The sequence below is a fragment of the Bacillus sp. NTK034 genome (assembly GCF_017303275.1).
Classification (GTDB): Bacteria; Bacillota; Bacilli; order Bacillales; family Cytobacillaceae; genus Cytobacillus.
Window position 1 is genome coordinate 139,348 of record NZ_JAFKOJ010000006.1, and the last position, 22,232, is coordinate 161,579.

At 44.1% G+C, this 22,232-nt stretch carries 19 protein-coding genes and 1 other annotated feature; of the genes, 14 read left to right on the plus strand and 5 right to left on the minus strand.

The features are described 5' to 3' along the window. Window positions 1-6 precede the first annotated feature (6 nt). Window positions 7-1,842 (plus strand): M6 family metalloprotease domain-containing protein, encoded by a 1,836-nt coding sequence (locus tag JI665_RS17600; protein ID WP_312886237.1) that lies wholly within the window; start codon window positions 7-9, stop codon window positions 1,840-1,842. A gap of 42 nt (window positions 1,843-1,884) precedes the next feature. Here JI665_RS17600 and JI665_RS17605 read toward each other — a convergent pair whose 3' ends face one another. From JI665_RS17605 to JI665_RS17620, 4 genes are all read right to left on the minus strand, one after another. After that, window positions 1,885-2,805, minus strand: a complete 921-nt coding sequence (locus JI665_RS17605) for a ketopantoate reductase family protein (RefSeq protein ID WP_206841705.1) — start codon at window positions 2,803-2,805, stop codon at window positions 1,885-1,887. 202 nt (window positions 2,806-3,007) lie between these two features. Then, window positions 3,008-4,459 (minus strand): carbon starvation CstA family protein, encoded by a 1,452-nt coding sequence (locus tag JI665_RS17610; protein WP_206841709.1) that lies wholly within the window; start codon window positions 4,457-4,459, stop codon window positions 3,008-3,010. A 401-nt stretch (window positions 4,460-4,860) separates the two neighbouring features. Then, window positions 4,861-5,592 carry a LytR/AlgR family response regulator transcription factor gene (locus JI665_RS17615; RefSeq protein ID WP_206841712.1) on the minus strand — a complete coding sequence of 244 codons (732 nt, stop codon included), beginning with the start codon at window positions 5,590-5,592 and terminating at the stop codon, window positions 4,861-4,863. Next, window positions 5,561-7,330, minus strand: coding sequence for a sensor histidine kinase (locus JI665_RS17620; protein ID WP_206841714.1), 1,770 nt, complete (start codon window positions 7,328-7,330; stop codon window positions 5,561-5,563). Before JI665_RS17620 ends, JI665_RS17615 begins: the two co-directional genes overlap by 32 nt. A 263-nt stretch (window positions 7,331-7,593) precedes the next feature. On the opposite strand from JI665_RS17620, the gene JI665_RS28660 reads away from it, so the two are divergent. The 7 genes from JI665_RS28660 to JI665_RS17650 all read left to right on the plus strand — a co-directional run bounded on the left by JI665_RS28660 (window position 7,594) and on the right by JI665_RS17650 (window position 14,583). Then, window positions 7,594-7,791 carry a hypothetical protein gene (locus JI665_RS28660; protein WP_244671241.1) on the plus strand — a complete coding sequence of 66 codons (198 nt, stop codon included), beginning with the start codon at window positions 7,594-7,596 and terminating at the stop codon, window positions 7,789-7,791. Between the two features lie 21 nt (window positions 7,792-7,812). Next, window positions 7,813-8,415, plus strand: coding sequence for a DUF2268 domain-containing putative Zn-dependent protease (locus JI665_RS17625; RefSeq protein WP_312886249.1), 603 nt, complete (start codon window positions 7,813-7,815; stop codon window positions 8,413-8,415). After that, window positions 8,416-9,063, plus strand: coding sequence for an NUDIX hydrolase (locus JI665_RS17630; protein ID WP_206841717.1), 648 nt, complete (start codon window positions 8,416-8,418; stop codon window positions 9,061-9,063). 135 nt (window positions 9,064-9,198) lie between these two features. Next, window positions 9,199-9,939 carry a type I methionyl aminopeptidase gene (gene map / locus JI665_RS17635; RefSeq protein ID WP_206841727.1) on the plus strand — a complete coding sequence of 247 codons (741 nt, stop codon included), beginning with the start codon at window positions 9,199-9,201 and terminating at the stop codon, window positions 9,937-9,939. A 139-nt stretch (window positions 9,940-10,078) separates the two neighbouring features. Continuing rightward, window positions 10,079-10,285: a binding site (T-box leader), on the plus strand. 48 nt (window positions 10,286-10,333) lie between these two features. Next, a complete protein-coding gene (gene tyrS / locus JI665_RS17640; protein WP_206841731.1) occupies window positions 10,334-11,581 on the plus strand; it encodes a tyrosine--tRNA ligase in 1,248 nt (415 codons plus the stop codon). Between the two features lie 78 nt (window positions 11,582-11,659). Next, window positions 11,660-12,652, plus strand: a complete 993-nt coding sequence (locus JI665_RS17645; protein WP_206841734.1) for a zinc-binding dehydrogenase — start codon at window positions 11,660-11,662, stop codon at window positions 12,650-12,652. A 140-nt stretch (window positions 12,653-12,792) separates the two neighbouring features. Then, complete coding sequence (locus JI665_RS17650) at window positions 12,793-14,583, plus strand: methyl-accepting chemotaxis protein (RefSeq protein WP_206841736.1); 1,791 nt, start codon at window positions 12,793-12,795, stop codon at window positions 14,581-14,583. A 41-nt stretch (window positions 14,584-14,624) separates the two neighbouring features. Here the strand turns inward: JI665_RS17650 and JI665_RS17655 are convergent, their stop codons facing one another. Next, the gene (locus tag JI665_RS17655) at window positions 14,625-15,668 is read right to left on the minus strand and encodes a lactonase family protein (RefSeq protein ID WP_206841741.1); all 1,044 of its coding nucleotides are present in this window, start codon (window positions 15,666-15,668) and stop codon (window positions 14,625-14,627) included. Window positions 15,669-15,793: 125 nt separating this feature from the next. Here JI665_RS17655 and JI665_RS17660 point away from each other — a divergent pair, with 125 nt between their 5' ends. The 6 genes from JI665_RS17660 to JI665_RS17685 all read left to right on the plus strand — a co-directional run bounded on the left by JI665_RS17660 (window position 15,794) and on the right by JI665_RS17685 (window position 22,102). After that, window positions 15,794-16,558, plus strand: a complete 765-nt coding sequence (locus tag JI665_RS17660; RefSeq protein WP_206841744.1) for a hypothetical protein — start codon at window positions 15,794-15,796, stop codon at window positions 16,556-16,558. A gap of 189 nt (window positions 16,559-16,747) precedes the next feature. Further along, window positions 16,748-17,071 (plus strand): hypothetical protein, encoded by a 324-nt coding sequence (locus tag JI665_RS17665; RefSeq protein ID WP_206841747.1) that lies wholly within the window; start codon window positions 16,748-16,750, stop codon window positions 17,069-17,071. Between the two features lie 92 nt (window positions 17,072-17,163). Then, window positions 17,164-17,979, plus strand: a complete 816-nt coding sequence (locus JI665_RS17670; RefSeq protein WP_206841750.1) for an STAS domain-containing protein — start codon at window positions 17,164-17,166, stop codon at window positions 17,977-17,979. 156 nt (window positions 17,980-18,135) lie between these two features. Then, a complete protein-coding gene (mtnK, locus tag JI665_RS17675; protein WP_206841754.1) occupies window positions 18,136-19,359 on the plus strand; it encodes an S-methyl-5-thioribose kinase in 1,224 nt (407 codons plus the stop codon). Between the two features lie 13 nt (window positions 19,360-19,372). After that, window positions 19,373-20,434 carry an S-methyl-5-thioribose-1-phosphate isomerase gene (gene mtnA, locus JI665_RS17680; protein WP_206842642.1) on the plus strand — a complete coding sequence of 354 codons (1,062 nt, stop codon included), beginning with the start codon at window positions 19,373-19,375 and terminating at the stop codon, window positions 20,432-20,434. Between the two features lie 396 nt (window positions 20,435-20,830). Continuing rightward, window positions 20,831-22,102, plus strand: coding sequence for a S8 family peptidase (locus tag JI665_RS17685; RefSeq protein WP_206841758.1), 1,272 nt, complete (start codon window positions 20,831-20,833; stop codon window positions 22,100-22,102). Window positions 22,103-22,232: the final 130 nt, after the last annotated feature.

The window sequence follows — 22,232 nt, forward strand, 5'->3', positions numbered from 1 at the left end:
AGGGGAGTGAGTCATTTGTTAAAAGTTCTATCAACTTCAGCTTTATCCCTTGCTTTAGCAGGAAGTGCCGTTTTTGCAGGAGCGGGACCGGCAGATACTCAGGCCAAGCAGGAAAGTAAGCATCAAATCAGTCTTGCCCATCATGTAGGTGCGTCGCCGGAGCTTGCGGCAAAGGCGAAGGAATTGGGAATCGATCTGTCAAAAGTGGATCCGGCTGAGAAAGCAGCCAAGGCAGGTGCAAAATTCCAGCAGCCTGGTGACAATCATGTTGCGTATAAGGAAGCAACGGGGGATATACCAGTTCTGGTTCTTCTCGCAAAGTATCCGGATGGGGATGAGCCGGTCGGTGATATGCCTGGACAAGTTCCAGCTGAGTATTATGAGGATTTAATTTTTGGAACAGAGTATAATCCTTATGAGCTTCCTCAATTCCAGAAATATGATGGTGAGAATGTTCCAAAAGATCGCACGATGCAAAACGCTTATAAAGAATCCAGCTATGGAAAAACCAACCTGGTCCGCAAGGAAAACACCAAATTTGTATGGGTAGAGATGCCTAAAGGTGCTTCATACTACTTGGATCAGGAAGGTAAATATGCTGAAAATGGTACATACGTTAATGGCAATGTGAATGGGGATGCCCATACAGGCGAATTCATCCGCGACTTGCTGAAATCGGCAGACGAGCAGGTTGATTTCTCAAAGTATGCCGAGAATGGGGAAGTGCCTAACATTTTCGTCATCCATGAAGGCACAGGAGCTGAATTCAGCCGTGACCCGGCACAGTTCTGGTCACATAAGTGGAGCCTGCTAAGTGCTTTATATTATGGGAAATACTATGAAACTGGCAAACCTGCAGATGTACATGCTGGCATGTCTCAAAATGAATGGATTAATAAAACAGTTGCAGAAGATATGACCTATGACGGAGTAGTAGTCAATAACTACAACATTCAGCCAGGCATCGGCGGAAACGTTGCCGGTTTCGATGCAGCTACTAATACCTACAAAGAAGAAGCAAAAACGGGTCCATTCCCTGCACAAACCGGGGTTTACGCCCATGAATTTGGACATGCGCTAGGATTGCCTGATTTCTATGATACGGTTTACAGCTCTGAAGGTGTAGGAAACTACTCGATGATGGCAGGCGGCTCTTGGATGCGCTATCCGGATGCTGCTGCATATGCCGGAAACTCTCCAACGCACTTTGATCCGTTCTCTAAGATATTCTTAGGATGGGTAAATCCAATTGAAGTGAAGCCTGAAGAGGGCGTGCAAGAAATCACGCTTCCGGCGATCAATAAAGCAACTGCTGATAACGGCATCGTCAAAATGGAAGTGCCGGGCTCTAATGGCACTGAATACTTCCTATTTGAAAACGTTCAGCAGGATGGCTTTAACAAAGGCTTAATTCGCCAGGGGGCAGATTCTAAAGGGTTAATGGCATGGCACGTAGATGAGAACATCATCAACCTGTACCAGACTGCTGGCTTCCGTCCAAACAACGTGGAAAATTGGATGAACAAACGCTTCCAGTACAACCAATCTGAAACAGCAAGTGATGGTACAGTCGTAACACACTACGGCTTATCTGTTCTTCAAGCAGATGGAAAGTATGACCTGGAGAAAAATCTAAACCGCGGTGATGGAGGCGATTTCTTCAAAACCGGAGGGAAAATCACACCTGTATCCGGAAATGTTCACACTGGTTCTTACTACTTCTGGAAGGGCTATAGCTCAACGCCAGCTGATTCCGGAATCCATGTAACAGATATTAAAGAAAATGCCGATGGGTCCATCACGGCGAAATTCTTCTATAATACGAACAGCAGCACGAAATAATAGACTAAAAATCCGAGCAGGGAGTCCTGCTCGGATTTTTGTTTAAAGACTATTTTTTTCATAAACTTTTAAGTTAGCATAAATCGTACCGATAACAGGAGCATCCAAATCCAGCAGCTCTGCTTTTTTCAGCAAATAACCAAAGAAATGATCAGCTTCGATTGCCTGCTGTTTTTCCATATCGCGCTGCAGGGAGGACTTCATTTCATAGCTCATTTCTTTTATTTTTTGAACCTGAGCATCTTCAATCCCGACAGCGAGCGGTGCATCCAAGCCCCTCATTATGGCAGATGCTTCTTTCAAAACTTCTTTTACCGAACTCAATCCGAATGTTTGATCTCTGATCGGGCCAATTGGAGACCGGAATAGGGAGGTGACGCCAGAAAGTGTGGAGATAAAAAGATACTTATGCCACATCTCCTGTTCAATATTTTCGGAGAGGCGGAAGTTTGCTTTTGTACCTGAAAAAGCCTCATAAAGCTTCAGGATCCGCTCCGTTTTTTCACCAGATCGTTCCCCAAATACAAAGTCATGGACCGGGCTGGTTTGTATCACTTTCCCATTTTCACTGAGAGTGGTTTCAATAAAGCAAAGGCCGCCAAGAACGTTCGCTGCCCCAAAAGCAGCTGTCAATTTATCCATGTGGGCAATTCCATTTAAGAGAGGAAGAATCAAGGTACTATCGCCTGTGTATGGACGTATATCCTCTATGGCTCCCTCAAGATGATAGGCTTTTGTAGAGAGCAGGATGACATCGAATGCATCTGCCTTTTCCCCGGCCTGAATCGTTTTCGGCTCAGGGAACGTCATATCTCCATGCACACTTTCCGCCAGAAGCCCGTATTTCTCAAGCTGCTGCTTTCTTTTTTCTCTTACCAGAAAAGTAACATCCTCGCCTTTTTCCAAAAGCCTTCCGCCAAAATAGCCGCCAATGGCGCCGGCTCCGACAACTAATAATCTCATTTTATTGTGCCTCCTTTGGTTAAATGGAAAAGTGCACGCGTGTACGTGCACCTTTGCTAAGTTAAATAGAAGAATAACCCGATTACAAATATTAAACCAAAAATCAATTTGGCAGGAAGAGGAAGAGAATCTTTGCCTTTTTCATTTACTTTATTCTCTTCCTCATTTACCGTTTCACGGTAGTTTGAACTGCAGCAGCCCATTATGCGGATTTCTTCCAGCCAGAAATATCTTCTTCAAGCGGCAGGTTATTCGCCCGGGCCTTTTTAGCAGCGGAGAAGAACAGTGCCACAAGAATGACAGTACCAATGGCTCCGCCAATCCAGGAAGCATTCATCGATAAACCGAACCCGATTTGTGCGTTAAAGATATAAGTTAAGACCATTAACAGCATGAATGTACCCGGGATAAGGGAAATCCAGTAGTTTTTTTTCGCAATGTACAAATACATCGCACCGACAAACAGCGCAATAACCGCAGTTGATTGGTTAGCCCAGCTGAAGTATCTCCATAGGATGTTAAAGTCGATTTGCGTAAGTGCCAAAGAAAGAGCAAACAATGGGATAGCGATCCACAAACGGCTGGAAATTTTCTTCTGTGAGAAGTTAATATAGTCAGCAATAATCATACGTGCACTTCGGAAAGCCGTATCTCCGGAAGTGATTGGAAGTACAACTACACCAAGAATGGCAAGCGTTCCGCCGATTGCCCCAAGCATCATTGTGGAAGCTTCGCTGACAACTGCACCAGGACCTCCGTTAGCAAGGAAATCACTTAATCCGTTATAGCCATCGAATAAGCTCATTGCAGCAGCAGCCCAGATCATGGCGATGACACCTTCTGCAATCATCATGCCATAGAAGATTTTACGTCCCTGGTTTTCATTCTGAGTTGTACGGGAAATAATCGGTGTCTGTGTTGCATGGAAACCGGAAAGTGCACCGCAAGTGATCGTGAAAAACAGCAATGGGAAAATAGGTGCGTTAGCCGGATGGAAATTCTCCAGAGAAATTTCCGGAATATCAGCTCCGGTTGCAACTAAACCAATTCCAACACCAAAAGCACTGATCAGAAGCAAGGCACCAAAGTACGGATAAAGGCGTCCGATGATTTTATCAACAGGCAGCAAAGTCGCCAAAATATAATAAATGAAAATTGCAGCAATGATTAGAGTTAGTGAGATTTTCTGATCCATTACCACATAAAGCAGATCAGCCGGAGTTGTAACAAACACTGTACCAACCAATAACAGAAGAAGAACAGCGAAAGCGTTCACAACATGCTTCATGACTTTCCCGAGGAACTTGCTCGCAAGCTCAGGCAAATGCGCGCCGCGGTTGCGGATTGAAATCATTCCTGTTAAATAATCATGAACGGCACCGGCAAAAATACAGCCGACCACGATCCAGATAAAGGCTACAGGACCGTAAAGTGCTCCCATAATCGGGCCGAAAATCGGACCAGTACCAGCAATATTCAAGAGCTGAATCAACGAGTTCTTTGGTGTGCTCATAGCGATATAGTCCACACCGTCAGCATGTGTGTAGGCCGGAGTCGTCCGTGCCTCCTTCACACCGAATACTTTTTCAACAAACTTGCCGTACGTAAAATAACCAATAATTAAAAGTGCAATACAGACTAAAAAAGTAATCATCATTATCCCCCTTTATGAATGCGTTTACATAAATTATATAAGAAGTGGAGGATATATGAACAATTTGTGTCCAACATGTAAAAAACAACGATTAAAATGCAGTGATGGGGGATTAACATGCATCGAAGGGTGGGAGTGTATAGAAAATTCATTATATTCGGGAGCCGGGCAGGGGAGCGCAGTTAAACTGGTATTTTGTGCAAAAAATCGCTGAATGCGGAATTAAGCATTGAAGCAGCGCAATTCCACTCAAGGAAAGAGCAATTAATGATAATAACGGCTCAAAACCTAGCGGGAAAGCGCAATCCTCATCCAGCTCGGCGCAATCCCCGCCAAGCAAAGCGCAATCACCTCAAACTTGAACCCCCGCAAAACACAAAAAGCACCGTTCCCGATGCTTTTCACAATTCCAATCGTACCCGCAGTGCCTTCACATAATTCCTGCTAACAGACAGAAGTTCCTCCCGGCCATCCATCTCTAGCTGGTATGCACCGTTGAACCAGGGAGTGAGTCGTGTTACGTAATCCAGATTCACCAGGTAACTTTTGTGAATTCTGAAAAAAGAAAAGGGAAGCAGCCGGCTTTCCAAATCTTTAAGCGGGGTTTTGGTTTCATGCTCCCCGGTCCTGGTTATGATCCTGGATACTTTTTCATCCCGGTAGATATAAAGGATTTCTTTTGGCTCGAGGTATAGAATTTCTCCATCCTCTTCAACAGCCAGCTTACCGGCCGGCTTGCTGATGTCACTTTCCTTTTTTGCGCCAATCAATTTTTCCACGCGCCTGATGGTCTGTTCCAGCTGTTCCTCGTCGTATGGCTTCAGTAAATAATCAGTTGCTTCATAGCGGAAGGCTTCAGCAGCAAACTGCGGGTAGGCAGTTGCAAAGATGATGAGCGGCACTTTTTTCAGTTCCTGCAGAGATTGGGCAGCTTCCATCCCGTTCATTTTGGGCATCTCCACATCAAGGAAAACGACGTCCGGCTGAAGCTGGATGGCTTTCATTACGGCCGCTTCGCCCGATTCAGCTTCGCCGACAACCTGGATAGCAGGAAATTCCTCGAGTAAATGCTTTAATTCATCTCTGCTGTATCGTTCGTCATCAGCGATTAAGGTTCGGATCGTTTTTTCCATCAGTTTTTTCCTCCGTTTGCGGAATGGCGAATTGAATGTCAGTGCCGATGCCTGGTGTACTGGAAATTTGCAGCGAAGCTTCCTCACCAAACATCATAGTCAGCCGGCGGTTTACATTGTACAATGCAAGTCCGGAGCCCGATTCTGACTGCAGGGTTTCCTTGCCGAGCTGTTCGGCTCTTTCCCGGCTCATTCCCTGTCCATTATCCTTCACTTTTACTATCGTCATTCCGTCCTGTTTCTGAATTTTGATCATAATGATACAGTTCTGTTCCTTGTTCTTAATCCCATGCTTAACGGCATTTTCCACAATCGGCTGCAGTGTGAGCGGCGGAATTCTTTCCAAAAGAGCATCCTCATCAATGTCGTATATGACTTCGAGTCGATCCACAAACCGGGTTTCTTCAATTGACAGATAGGCCTTTACATGTCTGAGCTCCTGTTCAAGGCTCGTGCAGCTGACTGTCGTGGCCGTCAGGTTTTGCCGCAGAAAATGTGATAAGGATACGAGCAATTTCCGTGCCTGGGCAGGCTCAATCCGCACAAGGGAGATAATCGTATTTAATGAATTAAATAAAAAGTGCGGTGATATTTGCGCTTGCAGCGCTTTAATTTCAGCTTCTTTTGCCAGCTGGTAGGCTTTATCAGCCTCTGCGATCTCAAGCTGATTGCTGAGCAGTACACTTAGCCCTGAGATCAGCTCCATCACGAGATTAGTCATTTCTTTTTCAGAAGTGAAGTAAAATTTCAGAGTTCCGATCGTTTCGCCGCGAAGCTTTAAAGGAGCGACAATGGCTGCGCCAAGAGGGTAGTTTTCCTGCCGGCAGTGAATGGTCTGGTCATTGGCAACCACAATTTCCCCGTGCTGAATGACATCCCGTGTGATCTGGGTCTGGATCGGGCTTCCTGAACGGTGGTGGTCATTTCCCAGGCCGACATGTGCAAGGATTTCGGTGTGATTGGTGATTGCAACTGCTTTCATCTGAAGTTCCTTATGCAGTATCAGGCAGACTGCCAGAGCGGACGTATGATTAATGCCTTCCCGAAGATGGGCAAGCGTCTGGTCAGCGATCCTAAGCGTTTTCTGTGCATGAAAAGCACCTGCTTTTTCTTCTTCGTTAATAACATTTTTTATGATCAGCAAAAATAGGGCACTGCCAAGTCCATTTGCTATAATCATGGGAATCCCAATCATTTCGACAAGCGCAATCGCTTTTTCTATAGGACGTGAAATTCCAAGAATAATCAGCATCTGCACAGCTTCTGCCGTAGCACCAATAAAGAAGGCTGAGGATAGCTTCACATGTTCATTTTTTCGGCGGAAAAAGCCGGCAAGCAACCCTGCCACTATGGACGCCAGCCCGCAGGCAATCCCGGTAAAGCCGCCAAGTGTAAATCGGTGGAATCCTGCTATAAGCCCTGCGCCAATTCCTACTTTAGGGCCGCCAAGCAATCCCGCGAGCACGACCCCGATCACCCTGGAATTGGCAATGGCTTCATCTGAAGCAAGCTCGGATGCCCAGCGGTTAAACTGCAGTGTGTCCGTATTGAAGGCCAGCCCGGAATACGTTCCAATGATGCCAAAAAAACCGAAAAAAAGAATGGCTTTATACTCCTGCTGCCGTTTTAATCTTTCGCCATAAATCATCTCTCTGAAAAAGCGGAACCTTGTCAGAATCAGCGCAATGGTGACAATGATTCCAAGCCGCTCCAGCATCGTAATCAGCAATTCCAGCATCCGCAGGCCACCTTTAACCAAGTTGTTATCATTATTTTAATAGATTAAAGAGAAAATGAAAAATGACCCGTTTGAATTTTTCAAAAAAATGTACAGGCTTTTCCAGCATTTTTGTCGAAAATTTATTGTATTAAAGGGGTAGGAGGATTTTTGAATGGGTCTTTCTGATATAAAAGGGAGCTGATAAAATGATCGAATATGCAGTGAATCTAGAAGGAATATCATCCCTTCTGCTCACCTCTAATTAATAAGGAGGAATTTCTATGAAATACACCCTCAATCAAATTACACCTGAAGAACTAATTGTAAAAAGGCTCAGCATAAAGGGCTTCCTTCAATCTCAGATCAGTCCCTTGATCGGAAGGAAATCGTGGATGCAGGATTGGGAACAGCTGGCCAAAAGATTTCAGCTCTTTAAATTTTCAGCTTTGCCAGAAGCAGAGGCTCTTAAATACAGCTGATATCCTAAGGAAATAGAAGCAATCGTTGAAGAAACGTGCAAAGAAGCTGAGAGGCATCTTCACTTCGAAAGCCTAACCATAACAATCGTGCCTGCACTTCCGTTCCCATGGTTTCAAAACTTCGATCAATCACTGTGGACAAATGGCTACACAATAGGTCCAGATACCATCATTCTTGCTATTCCGCCTCACCCTGACCCCGACTATTTAAAATATATGCTTGCCCATGAGCTCCACCATGCCTCCCCTGAAAATCCGATCTACAATCTTACATTGGAAACCTTTACCCTTGCGGATTGGTATAAAATGGAGGGGAGCGCTGAGTATTTCAGTCTTTCACTTTATAAGGATAAACGCTGGTGGAAGAAAGAATTTACTGAGGAAATCGAGCAGAAGTATATAGAAATTGCCCGGCAAAATCTGAATACAGCAGACGACGTTTTAAAAAGCAAAATCTGTTTTGGCAATAAAGAGATGGGCATCCCGGTATTTGCCGGCTATTCATTTGCTTATAAAATGGTAAGGCATTATGCAGAGCAGGAGAAAATTACGAGGTATCGGAATTTATATCACGCAGACCCGCATGAAATTTTCAATAGCTATATAATCAAGGAGGCCATTTAATTGGAGACAGAACTTCTGAGTATTTTTGATGAAAACAGAAAACAAATCGGTGTGGCATCTCGTGATGAGGTCCATAAAAGAGGCTGTTGGCACGAAACATTCCATTGCTGGTTTGTCAGCAGGGAAAAAGATCAGGTTTATATTTACTTTCAATACCGCAGCAATGAGAAGAAGGATTATCCTGGCCTTTTGGACATAACTGCCGCTGGCCATCTCTTAAGCCATGAATCTGTCATGGACGGCATACGGGAAGTGGAGGAAGAACTGGGGATTCATGTTGATTTTGCTGACCTGGTGCCACTGGGCGTCATTGATTATATCGCGGAAAAAGAAAATTTTATCGACAAGGAATTGGCCCATGTGTTCCTTTATTACAGCAATCATTCATTAGAGGAGTTCAGCCTGCAGCCAGAGGAGGTTACGGGTATTTACCGGATTGCCCTGGAAGACTTTTATGAACTGTGGTTTGGCGGAAAGGAACTCTCTGAGGCAGAAGGATTCCAGGTCGGCAATGGCGTAAGAATCCCCGGCTCTATAACTGTGAGGAAAGGGGACTTTGTCCCGCATCAGGATTACTATTATAAGCGTGTGCTGCATTCGATGCGTGAGCAAATAATGCAATGGAGGCCGTTTCCCTTGCACAAATGAATGTGTTTGGAACATATAATTTTAAAAACAAACTAAATTAAGGTTTTTAGCAAGAGAAAATGCGAAATCTTATTAAGCGCGCCACATTTAGATTATAATAGAGAAATAACAACTAAAGAAAAGGCAGGATTCTGTATGATCGTAAAAAATGAGGAAGAATTAGCTAAACTGAAGGAAATCGGCAGAATTGTCGCCGAGATTCGCGATGCGATGATTGAAAAAACAAAGCCTGGCGTAACAACCAAGGAGCTTGATGACTTAGCCGGGGAGCTTTTTGAAAAGCATGGAGCGATTTCAGGCCCTAAAGGAGAATACGATTTTCCAGGCTTCACATGCATAAGCGTGAATGAAGAAGTGGCTCATGGCATTCCGGGAAGCCGAGTGATTAATGAAGGCGATCTTGTAAATATTGATGTTTCAGGATCAAAGGATGGCTACTTCGCAGACACAGGCCTATCATTTGTTGTTGGTGAAGACGAGAAGCTGCAAAAATTATGTGATGCGGCTCAGGAAGCATTCGATGAAGGACTGAAAAAATTAAAGCCGGGCGGCAAGCTGAGCCTTGTCGGAAAGACAGTTCATAAAGTTGCCAAAAACAATGGATTCAACGTTATCATGAATCTGACTGGACACGGTGTCGGCCGCTCCCTTCATGAAAAGCCGGACCATATCCTGAACTACTTTGATCCATGGGATAAACAGCTGCTAAAAGAAGGCATGGTTGTCGCCTTCGAGCCTTTTATCTCAAGCGGAGATGAAGAAGTAAGGGAAATGAGCGACGGCTGGACATTCGTTACACCTAGCAAAAGTCATGTCGCCCAATGTGAACATACCGTTGTCATCACAAAAGAAGGACCGATTATCTTAACCAAATAACCATGGACCAGGGACATTGCATGTTCCTGGTTTTTATCTAGTATTAAGGTTAAAGCACCTCTAAACTTCATTTATTGTTCTCACTAAAAAACACTTGAACAATTCCCTCCATTCCGCTAAAATGAAAAAAATTTCAAATTTTAAAGTAATGACAGAAACAAGTAGCTGTTTATCTCCCTGTTTTAGAGAGCTGATGCCTGGTGAAAATCAGCACAAAGATAACAGTGAATTACCTTCTTGAACTTTCTCTGTGAACAAAGTAGCAGGGAACGGCACGGACCGTTAATCCGCTGAGTGGAAGAGCAATCTTCAATAAGGGTGGTACCGCGTTAGCCACGTCCCTTTCTTTAGGGGCGTGGTTTTTTGTATTTCAATAACGGAAAGGATGGGGATCATGGAGAATTTTTTTGAAAAATTAACAGCCAAGCAAACACTCGAAACAGAGAGGCAGCTGGAGGTTTACCGCAATGGCGTCCAGGAGATTCTGCCAGAAGCGGAGCTAAAGAATAAAATAGCCAAATCCATTTTTCAAAATCAGCCTTTAAAAATTAAGCTTGGGCTAGATCCTTCTGCGCCGGATGTCCATATTGGCCATACGGTTGTGCTGAATAAATTAAAACAGTTCCAGGACAACGGTCATATCATCCAGCTGATTATTGGCGATTTTACCGGAAAAATTGGCGACCCGACAGGCAAATCGGCAGCCCGAAACCAGCTTACCGATGAAGAGGTGAAGCATAACGCCAAAACATACTTCGAGCAATTCAGCAAAGTGCTGGACATGGATAAAGTTGATCTTCATTACAATTCAGCATGGCTAACGGACCTCCAGCTCGAAGACGTTATCCGCCTGTCTGCCAGCATAACAGTTGCCCGCCTTCTGGAACGCAACGATTTTTCAGAGCGCCTGGCCACAGGAAAACCAATCTCGCTTCATGAATTTTTCTACCCGCTGATGCAGGGCTATGACTCGGTAGCTCTTGAAAGCGATATTGAGCTTGGGGGCAATGATCAGCACTTTAATGTCCTGATGGGACGCCAGCTGCAGGAGCATTTCCAAAAAGAAAAGCAGGTGGTCATTCTGATGCCGCTCCTTGAAGGCCTGGATGGGAAAGAGAAAATGTCTAAATCAAAAAACAATTACATTGGTGTGGATGAGGATCCCAAGAATATGTATGGCAAAACCATGTCCATCCCGGATGAGCTGATCGCAAAATACTTCAATCTCGCAACAGATCTGCCAGTAAAAGAAAAACAGCAAATCGAAACTGGTCTTGAAAACGGCGCTCTGCACCCGCGTGACGCCAAAATGCTTTTAGGGAGAACAATCGTCCGCATGTACCACGGCACAGGTGCAGCCGATAAAGCCGAACTGCACTTCAAAACTATTTACCAAAAGGGAGCCATGCCGGATGACATACCTGAAGCCGAATGGAAGGGTGAAGGTGAAGTCCTCATAACAGACCTTCTTGCCGGCCTCGGTCTGCTTTCCTCCAAAACGGAAGCGAGAAAAATGATTGCCAATGGCGGCATCCGTTTAAACGGTGAGAAAGTCAGCAATGTTCAGATGCTCGTGAAAATCACAGACGGATTAGTTCTTCAGGCAGGAAAAAGAAAATTTGTGAAACTAAAGCTGAACTAGGCAGATCGCTTTTTTCTCCCGTCCATTTCAAGATATGATAGAATAGACGAAATTTTTAAAGAAAAGCAGGTGGAGGAAATGAAAGCGATCATTCATGAAGGAAAAGCAGGAAGTGCCGGATTATCTTATGGTGAACTGGAAAAGCCCGAGCCGTGTGCCGGGGAGGTGAGAGTGAAATTAAAAACGGCAGGGTTGAACCATCGTGATTTATTTGTCCTGAACCGCCACAAGCCTGAGGATCCCGCGCTTGTCATCGGGTCAGACGGAGCGGGAATCATAGACGCAGTCGGAAACGGCGTTACAGACGTGAAGCCAGGTGATGAAGTCATCATCAATCCCGGGCTGGGCTGGAAGGAAAAGAGTGATGCACCGCCGTCAGGCTTTGAAATTGTCGGCTTGCCGTTTCATGGCACATTCGCCGAATATATTACCATTCCGGCTGAAAACGCTGCACCCAAGCCGTCCTATTTAACCTGGGAGGAAGCGGGCGTCCTATCCCTGGCAGCACTAACCGCCTACAGGGCTTTGTTCACAAGAGGAAAGATTCAGTCAGGAATGAAAGTGTTCATTCCCGGTATTGGAGGAGGAGTGGCCACCTTTTTAATGCAATTCGCAAAAGCAGCGGGAGCAACCGTTTACGCAGCTTCCCGTTCGGAGGAAAAATGTCAGAGAGCGCTTGAACTCGGTGCGGATAAAGCACTGAACAGCAGTGAAGATTGGACGGCAGTTCTTGGCGTGGAAAAAGTGGATCTTGTCATTGAATCAGTTGGCCCGGCAACATTCAATAAGTCGATCGAAATCCTGCGCAATGGCGGTACCATCGTTACATTTGGCTCCTCCACAGGCGATGTGCTGGAACTTAATCTCCGCAGCCTCTTTTATGCCCAGCAAAATCTGCTTGGCTCAACAATGGGCAGTGCAGAGGAATACCATGAAATGCTCCATTTTATTGAAAAACATCAAATCAGGCCGGTATTGGATCAGGCATTTCACCTGGAACAATACGAACAGGCTTTTGATAAAATCGCAAACGCGGAGCAATGGGGGAAGATTGCTTTTAATATCAGCTAAAACACAGACACCTCAGCAATGAGGTGTTTTTTATTATAGCAATAAAATTTTAAGAATGTTCAAAAAATTAATTGTTATAGATCTTTTGAGATGGTAAAATAGACTTAAATTCTACATGTTTCGACTTTTGGAGGGCTAATATGAAATTTTATCAAACTTTAAGATTTAAAATGAGCCTGATTATGATCCTTCTTTTATTAGTTCCGCTTATGATCATCGGTTTTTTATCCTATCAGCAGACTCAAGTACTTGAATATGCTATCATCCCCAAGAACTCATTGGAAGAAATCAATCCTGATTTTAAAAACATTTTTGCAGATTATGAGCAATTCCTTACAGCTTTGACAGAATCGGAAGAAATGGAGTCAGATACATACTCATTCCCAAATACAATGGAAAAAGAAATTACAAATATGCCTGCTGCCAACGATCCATTGAAAACCCTATTCTATGAAACATATCTGAGCAGCAGGGCAGAAAATTACGAGAACACCTTAAATCTATATTTTGCAACAGAGGATGAGGGAGAATTTTATCTCTCTAACATCCCGCCGGCTGAGGTTGATCTAAGGAAGTTTGATCCGAGGCAGCGTGACTGGTATTTAAGTGCCAAGCTGGCTGATGGGAAGATGGTCTGGACAGAGCCTTATATTGATACAGGAACCGGCAAATCCACTATTACATTAGCAAAAGCTTTTAAAGACGAAGATGGGAATATCGCTGGAGTGGCAGGACTTGATTTTGATATGCATAAGCTTGCACTGCTGATAAGGGCGGATTTTTTGAATAAGTCATTAGTCATTGCTGCTGTATCTGTGCTCGCAGGCCTGCTGATTGTTTATTTCTTTATGAAAGATTTCAATAAAAGGCTTGGAAAAATACAGTCAGGCATGTATAGACTGGCACAGGGTGACCTTTCTGGCGAGAAGCTCCATTCTTCCCAGAAGGATGAACTCGGAAAGCTTGTATCAAGCTACAATGAAATGACAGAGCACTTAAAAGAGTTAATTACCAATGTGATGGATACCTCTCAGCAGGTGGCAGCCTCTGCGGAACAGCTGAATGCTAATGCTGACGAAGCAGCGAAGGCCACAGACCAGATTGCCGGTTCCATCCAGGAAGTATCAGAAGGGACTGAAGGGCAAGTTGGAAAAGTTGTCGAATCCCGGGAACATATCAGCCAAATTACAGAAGATGTCAGAGAAATTTCTTCTATGGCCGGAAAAGTAGCCCAGGCTTCTGAATATACTGCTGCAAAGTCAGAAGACGGCATGCTGATCGTTAATCGTGCCATAAAGCAGATGGAAATAATCAGCCAAAACACGGATGAGACTGGAAGCATTATTCATAGGCTGGATGAAAAGTCCGCAGAGATTGAAAAGATTCTTTCAATCATCAGTCAGATTGCAGATCAGACCAACTTGCTTGCTCTTAATGCTGCAATCGAGGCTGCCAGGGCTGGAGAGCATGGAAAAGGATTTGCGGTTGTAGCTGATGAAGTCCGAAAACTCGCAGAACAATCAAGTACATCAGCAAAACAAATCTCATCTCTCATTCTTGATATCCAGGATCGAACCAAAATCGCCGTTGAGTCTATTTCAAAAGGGGAAGGAACTGTAAAAGAAGGAATTACTCTTTTTAGTGAGGCCTGGAATTCTTTTGAGGAGATTTCCGCTGCTGTAAAAGAAACGTATGGACAAATGGAGCTTGTTTCAGGTTCAATTAAAAAGATTCAGCACAGCACCAGCCAGCTGTCGACCTCCTTTAACGCGGTAGATGAATATGCCGTTCAGGCAGCATCGCACACTCAGGAGGTTGCAAGTGCAACGGAAGAGCAGAGCGCTGCCATTGAAGAGGTATCTTCCGCAACAGGCGTACTTGCTGACATGGCACAGGAGCTTCACGAAAAAGCGTTGAAGTTTAAAATATAAAAAAGAAAGAGCGCTCATACAGGCTCTTTCTCTTCATTATCTTATGAGTGTAAAAACTTCACACAAACCGGATCCGGAACCATAACATCAGATTGAAGCAATGAAAGCTTCCCGGTATTATCATCACGGGAATACAAAACAATATTGCTCGAATTTTGGTTGGAGCCAATCACAAATTTTTCGGTTGGATCAAGCACAAAGTCGCGCGGCCAGTTTCCTTCTGTGGAGGTATGGTCCACAAACGCAAGCTCGCCATTATCCTGATTGACGGAGAACACAGCAATGCTGTCGTGCCCGCGGTTGCCGGCATAAATGAAGCGCCCGTCTGAAGAAATATGAATGGCACTTCCCTGGTTATTCTCCGTAAAACCTTCCGGTAGAGTGGAAATAGCCTGCTTTTGAACTAAGCTTCCATCCTGATGATATTGAAGCAAAAGAACCTCAGAGCTAAACTCGGTCATCACATAAGCGTACTTTCGATTTGGATGGAACACAAGGTGTCTCGGACCGCTTCCCGGCTTTACAGTCAGGGTGCTTTTTTCCTTCAGAATCCCTTCATTCATTTCATACGTAATTACCTGGTCCGTTCCCAGGTCAACTGCAATTAAATACATTTCGTCCGGAGTAAGTCCGGAATAATGAGTATGCGGCTTTTCCTGCCTGCTGTCAGGACCGGATCCGCTATGTTCAATAACTGAAATTGCAGGGTTTAGAGAGCCATCTTTATTTGTTAAGTAAGACTCTACCGTCCCTTTATGGTAGTTTGCACTGAAGACATAACGTACGGATGAATCCACACTGACATGGCAAGGAGGAGAGCCTTCTGCCACCTGGCTGTTGATCTTCTCAAGTGAACCGCTGCTGCTTTCCAGGCGATACGCAGCTACTCCGCCGGATTCGCCTTCCTTGGCTACCGAGAATAAAAATTGATTATTCCGGCTGATCGTTAAATAAGTGGGATTACTCAATTTCGCTGCCGATTTCACATCGGAAATTTTGCCTGCTTCTGTATCCAGAATAAATGTATAAATCCCTTCACTTTCACCCTTTGTGTATGTCCCTATGTATCCTCTGTACTTGGCCATATGAAGCCTCCTTTAAATGCGTTCTTCTGAAAATACTCTATCATACATCACAGTTCAAACAAAAGGAAGAGGAATTTTACAATCGAAAAAGAATAGTAAAAAGGTATAGATATGAGAGGATGATCATGTTGAACGCACCCCATTCAATATTGTCGATTTGGAAAAGGTTTGACTGTTTTCCGATGGAGACCCTGACAAAAGCATGGTTTTACGATAAAGCAGGAATTAAAAAGCAGCGGGATGTTTCCTTAATGAAGGAGCACCGTGCCCAATATGGTATTACCGGAAACTGTTTTGACCTGGCGATCTGGCTCCTGCATGAATTTAAGGAGGCTGGAATCGAGGCCTATCCGGTTGGCCACGAATTGAAAACGCCTTCTGCCCATGCGGCAGTGGTGGCAGTGGATGAAGAGGGGCGCCGCTATCTATGCGATCTGGGTGATCAATGGCTGCAGCCCATATTGATTGATCCAGAGGCAAGAGACTTTACGCCGGAAAAAGTAAGCGGATTTTTTCCGGCGGCAGATGTTCAGGTCTCATTTGAAGACGGACAGCTGGAAATTGCCTATCACCGCCCGAACGGAAAAATATCGCGGCAGAGTTATGATACGGATACAGCAGACATGAACAGTTTCCTGAAAGCAGCTGAACGGTCTCAACACACTATTTATCCAAAGGCATTGCTGGAACAGCGGATTCCCTATAAAAACGAAACCGCCCACTGGGAATTTTATAATTGGAAAAGCTTTCTCAGTACTACAGAAGGCCTGTATCATGACGCACCTGCGGATACTATTGAAGAATGGGCAGCCCGGATTCATGAAAAGACAGGGTATGATATTGAGTTTTTAATAGAAGCATTGGGCTTCTACAAAAAACTGGGAGATTGAAAAACTGCTGCGGGCTGAGAATCGCTTTTTTCTGAATGTCTCTCAAAACCCGGATTCGCTTATAAAATGGGGATTTCGCTCATAAACACAAAAAAATCGCTCATAAAATAGGAATTTCGCCCATAAATACAAAAATCGCTCATAACATCCCAATTTTCGCCCCTAACGACAGCAACCAAAGGAGCTGCCATGTACATAAAACTCTATCAATATCATATCCGCCCGGAAAACGAACAGGAACTGATGGTGATCCAGCGGAAAGCTGGTCAAATCTACCGGAATTACATCGATGTTCAGACCAAAATGTTAAAAAACATAAAAGATGAGACAAAGTGGACAGAAATCAGTTTTTTTGAGTCGGAAGAAGACTATCAAAACAAACTGCCTCTGATCAACAGCGATCCCAATATCCGGGAGCTTTACAAAAAGTTTGAATCCCTGCTTATCAGCGATATAAGGGAAGAAGAGTATGAGGATGCCTTTAAAATCATACGTAATGACTTTTCCTCTTAAGGATTTCCTCCTATTTATTTCCCATTCTGTCATTTTGAAGATATAGTAGGATATAATCGAAGCAACATATAAGAGAGGGGATATACACACATATGGAGCCAATTCAAAATGTTTCAGCGTATCTTACTCAAAATGCGGAGGTTTTATCCGAAGAGATTGTTGCAGAAATTGTAAACCGGTTTGGTTTCGAAATTCCCAGACAGGAATTTGATGCGGCCGTTTCGATGTATGTTGAGTTTATAAAATATCTGGGAACCATGATTGCGAACATTGAAGACCGGGTTCCTGAAGGATTGGTCGAATGGAGCAAAGGAAACGGCGAACGGGCTGCCTCCATGGGAGGAAAAATTTCCGATATAGTCACCAGATATCCGGACACTCGCCTCGTTTTTACCGATAGATTGCGCAATATAGGGAAAGAGTTTGAGCTAACAGCGGATGAAGTTATTTCTATTGTGAAAAAAGTAAACTACATACTCGACATCAGCATTAATGAAACCGTATTCGCTTTTGAGCGCCACTCCGAGGAACAATTAAAGGAGACTCAATCCCAGGTAAATGAGCTTTCGGCAACCATCGTACCGATTCAGGACAGTATTGCAATCCTTCCATTGATCGGGAATATTGACTATGACAGAGCACAGATCATCATTGAGAAAACAGTTCCGCGGGTAAGCCAGCTGGGAATCGAAACCTTAATTATCGATTTTTCCGGCACGGTGAATATAGATATTGAAATCGCCAAGCATATTTTTGATATCCGGAATATCCTCCTTCTGATCGGTGTCAACACAATTGCCACAGGTGTCAGACCCGATTTGGCAAAGAAAGCCGTTACACTTGGCATTGATTTATCATCCCTTGAAGTCTATTCGAACGTCCTCCAGGCGATTAGAAGCATTAAATAAATGAAATGATTGAAGCTGCTCATAAAGCGGCTTCTTTTTATATAAAAAAATATTGTCGAACCCCCAATCACATGATAGTATTTAGATATTTTCAAATATATTAAATTCACAAAATCATAGAGACTATCAAAAAGATTCGTATTGGAGGCTTTTTGCATGACTGTTTTCACATCCGCTTATTTTACAATGACTGAACAGGAAGCCATTGAATATGCCAAAACCAGACTGAATTATTTTGCTCCAGATGCTGATTTGGATTGCAGGGAAATTGGCGATGGCAATTTAAACTATGTATTCAAGCTGACTGACCATAAACACAATAAGTCACTGATCATCAAGCAGGCTGGACCGGTTGCCAGAATCTCAGATGAATTTAAGCTTTCTCCTGACCGTAACCGCATTGAATACGAAATTCTGGATCTGCAGAACAAATTAGCTTCAGGTTTCGTGCCTAGAGTGTTTAGCTACGATCCTATAATGAACTGTACCGCGATGGAGGATCTGTCTGATTACACCATTATGAGAACAGCCTTAATGCAGCATAAAAAGTTTCCGCTGTTTGCTGACCATATCTCGACATTCCTGGTAAATACCCTATTGCTTACTTCCGATGTCGTAATGGGGCACAAGGAAAAGAAAGAGCTGGTCCAAAAATTCATCAACCCGGAATTGTGCGAAATTTCAGAGGATCTCGTCTTCACAGAACCGTTTTACGACTGTCCTAGAAATGAAGTGTTTGAAGGTATCAGGGAATTTGCCAGAAGGGAAATTTGGGAAGATTCAAAGCTTCAGCTTGAAACTGCAAAGCTTAAATTCGAGTTTATGACCCATGCCCAGTCCCTGCTGCATGGCGATCTGCACACAGGCTCGATTTTTGTCAAAGAAGATTCTACTAAAATCATTGATCCCGAATTCGCCTTCTCCGGCCCAGCCGGCTACGATGTAGGCAATGTGATCGCCAACTTGATTTTCGCCTATGTGAACGCGAAATATACAATGGCTGATGGTGAAGAAAGACAGGTTCAGCTGGAATATCTCGAAAATACAATGGAAGATATTATCGACTTGTTCAAAACGAAATTTTTACAGGCATGGGATGCGAAAGCAACTGAGCAAACAGCGCGCTATGAGGGATTTAAAGAATATTATCTGGATACAGTTCTGCGTGACACAGCAGCTGCAGCCGGACTTGAACTGTGCAGGAGAATTATCGGGCTGGCATCTGTAAAGGATGTCACCTCCATTGAAGATTACAGCAGCAGAGCTGCAGCGGAAAAAATTTGTCTGGCAGCCGGTAAAATGTTTATTATGGATAGGGAATCTTTTAAAACAGGAGCGGATTTTGTGAGTGTGCTAAAAGACTGTGAAAAAAGATTCTAAAGGAGGCAGCATGATGGGGAAACCAGTGGATGTCATCCAGTCTGTCAGATTGGATGATGAAACCGACACGCTTATTCTATTAGATCAAACAGTTCTGCCGAATGAAAAGAACTTTTTGCATTTGAAAGAGTTAAAGGATATTTGGGATGCAATCTATCATTTAAAGGTCCGAGGTGCACCTGCTATTGGAATAGCCGCGGCTTACGGTGTCTATTTGGGCACAAAGCAATCAGCGGCAGTGAGCTATGAAGAACTTTATCAGGATTTTAAAAAGGCGAAGGAATTCCTGGCGTCATCGCGGCCAACTGCGGTTAATCTGTTTTGGGCGCTCGACCGCATGGAAGCCTGTTTTCAGAAGGAAGAAGGCAAAGCAGCAGCTGATATAAAGCAAGCCCTGAAAGTGGAAGCAGAAAAAATCCGCGCTGAGGATGAAAAAGTGTGCGAGTCGATCGGACAGCACGCGCTTTCCGTTCTTGAGCCTGGATGGGGCATTCTGACACACTGCAATGCCGGTACGATTGCGACCGCTAAATATGGGACAGCTCTTGCTCCGATTTATTTAGGGCAGGAAAAGGGCTATGATTTTAAAGTATATGCCGATGAAACCCGTCCGCTTCTGCAGGGGGCCCGCCTGACTGCATGGGAGCTCGAAGAAGCAGGGGTCGATGTTACGCTGATCTGCGATAATATGGCCAGCATCGTCATGAAAGAAGGCAAGGTTCAAGCGGTACTTGTCGGCTGTGACCGTGTTGCAGCCAATGGGGATGCAGCCAATAAGATTGGAACATCAGGCGTTGCGATTCTTGCAAAACATTATAAAATACCATTCTATGTTTGTGCCCCGCTGTCAACAGTCGATCTCGCATGCCAGACAGGGGACGATATTCATATTGAATTAAGAGATTCAGAAGAGATTACGTCTAAATGGTACGAAAAGCGGATGGCGCCAGAGGGTGTGCAAACCTATAATCCAGCATTCGATGTAACAGATCATGAACTGATCACAGGCATTATCACGGAGAATGGCATAGCTTATGCGCCGTTCACTGAAAGTCTGTCTAAAATGTTTAAATAGAAATAATATAGCCTCCTGGCCCAGTGGTCAGGAGGCATTTTCATGCTTTTGCTTCTATTCTTCATATCTTTAAAGCGTTCAACTAGGAAAATATCCCTGATTCCGATAAAGAAAGAGTGTAATTTAACTCTTTTCATCAATCAAATGTACTATTTAATTTGGGGTAATACTTTTAATTATGGAAAATTTATGAAGTAACCAATGCGCAGAGAGTAAAAACCAATTGTAAACCCGTCTAAATCCCTGTTACTTTTTTTGAAGCTATGTTTCTGGGCCTGATTCCAAAGTCTGATAATTAAATAATTTAGCATATTGTTAGAGTCTGAATATTTTAAATATACTTTAATTACAACAAGAAACGACAGGAAAAAATATAGATTCGAGAGGAGAAAAAGGATGAAGAAAAAAAGGGCATTAGGAGCAGCACTTCTAAGTATGACTATGGGTTTATCAGTTTTCACAGCGGGGGCATTTGCAAAAGAGCCAGAGTCTCAAAACGAAACCTATCGGGTATTAATCCAGGGGCCGTCAAACGCCAAAGCATCTCTGAATTCACAGGTGGACAAACGCTGGGATTTTGGCAGCGATGGCATGACAGCGGAAGTCAATGCAAAGCAATACCAGGCACTGCTGAAAAATAAGAACTTAAAGATTGAAAAGGTAAACGAAGTTACTCTTGATACTGCCAGAACGGAAGCGTCCAAGAAAGATTCTGTTTCTATTCAGGCAGCAGGATATCCTAGTGATCAGACACCATGGGGAATTGCTTCCATCTATAATAACAGCAGCATTACGAGTACGTCAGGCGGAAGCGGAATAAAGGTTGCTGTTCTTGATACAGGTGTTTATACAAGTCATATCGACCTGGAAGGCTCAGCAGAGCAATGTAAGGATTTCACTCAATCCAGCCCGATTGTAAATGGCTCATGCACTGATCGTCAGGGACATGGCACACATGTAGCCGGGACCGTTTTGGCACATGGGGGATATGATGGACAGGGAATTTATGGAGTAGCTCCACAGGCGAAATTATGGGCATACAAGGTGCTTGGCGATAATGGCTCAGGCTACTCAGATGATATTGCAGCAGCAATCCGCCATGTTGCAGACGAAGCATCCCGTACAGGATCAAAAGTGGTCATCAATATGTCACTTGGTTCAAGCGGTAAAGATTCTCTAATCAGCAGTGCGGTTGATTATGCCTACAGCAAAGGTGTCCTTGTTGTTGCCGCAGCAGGAAATTCCGGCTACAGCGCTAATACAATCGGCTATCCTGGAGCATTAAAGAATGCGATTGCGGTTGCAGCCCTTGAAAACGTTCAGCAAAACGGTACATACCGTGTAGCCAACTTCTCGTCCCGCGGAAACCCTAGCACTGACGGTGACTATGTCATTCAGGAAAAAGACGTGGAAGTGTCTGCACCGGGAGCAAGCATCGAGTCTACTTGGTATAACGGAGGCTATAACACGATTAGCGGAACATCCATGGCTACACCTCATGTAGCCGGCCTTGCAGCAAAAATTTGGTCATCCAGTCCATCCATGAGTCATACTCAGCTTCGCGCAGAGCTTCAAAACCGTGCTAAGCAATATGACATTAAAGGCGGATACGGAGCAGCAGCTGGTGACGATTATGCATCAGGCTTTGGATATCCTCGTGTGAAATAAGCAAGCATCATCATACCCCCGAAGAACCGTCCGATCCTCTGATCGGCGGTTTTTTTATAGAATGAATGACCGCGAATTACATAATATTTCCGCGGAAATGATCATATTTTAGCGAAAGAAGAAAACTTAT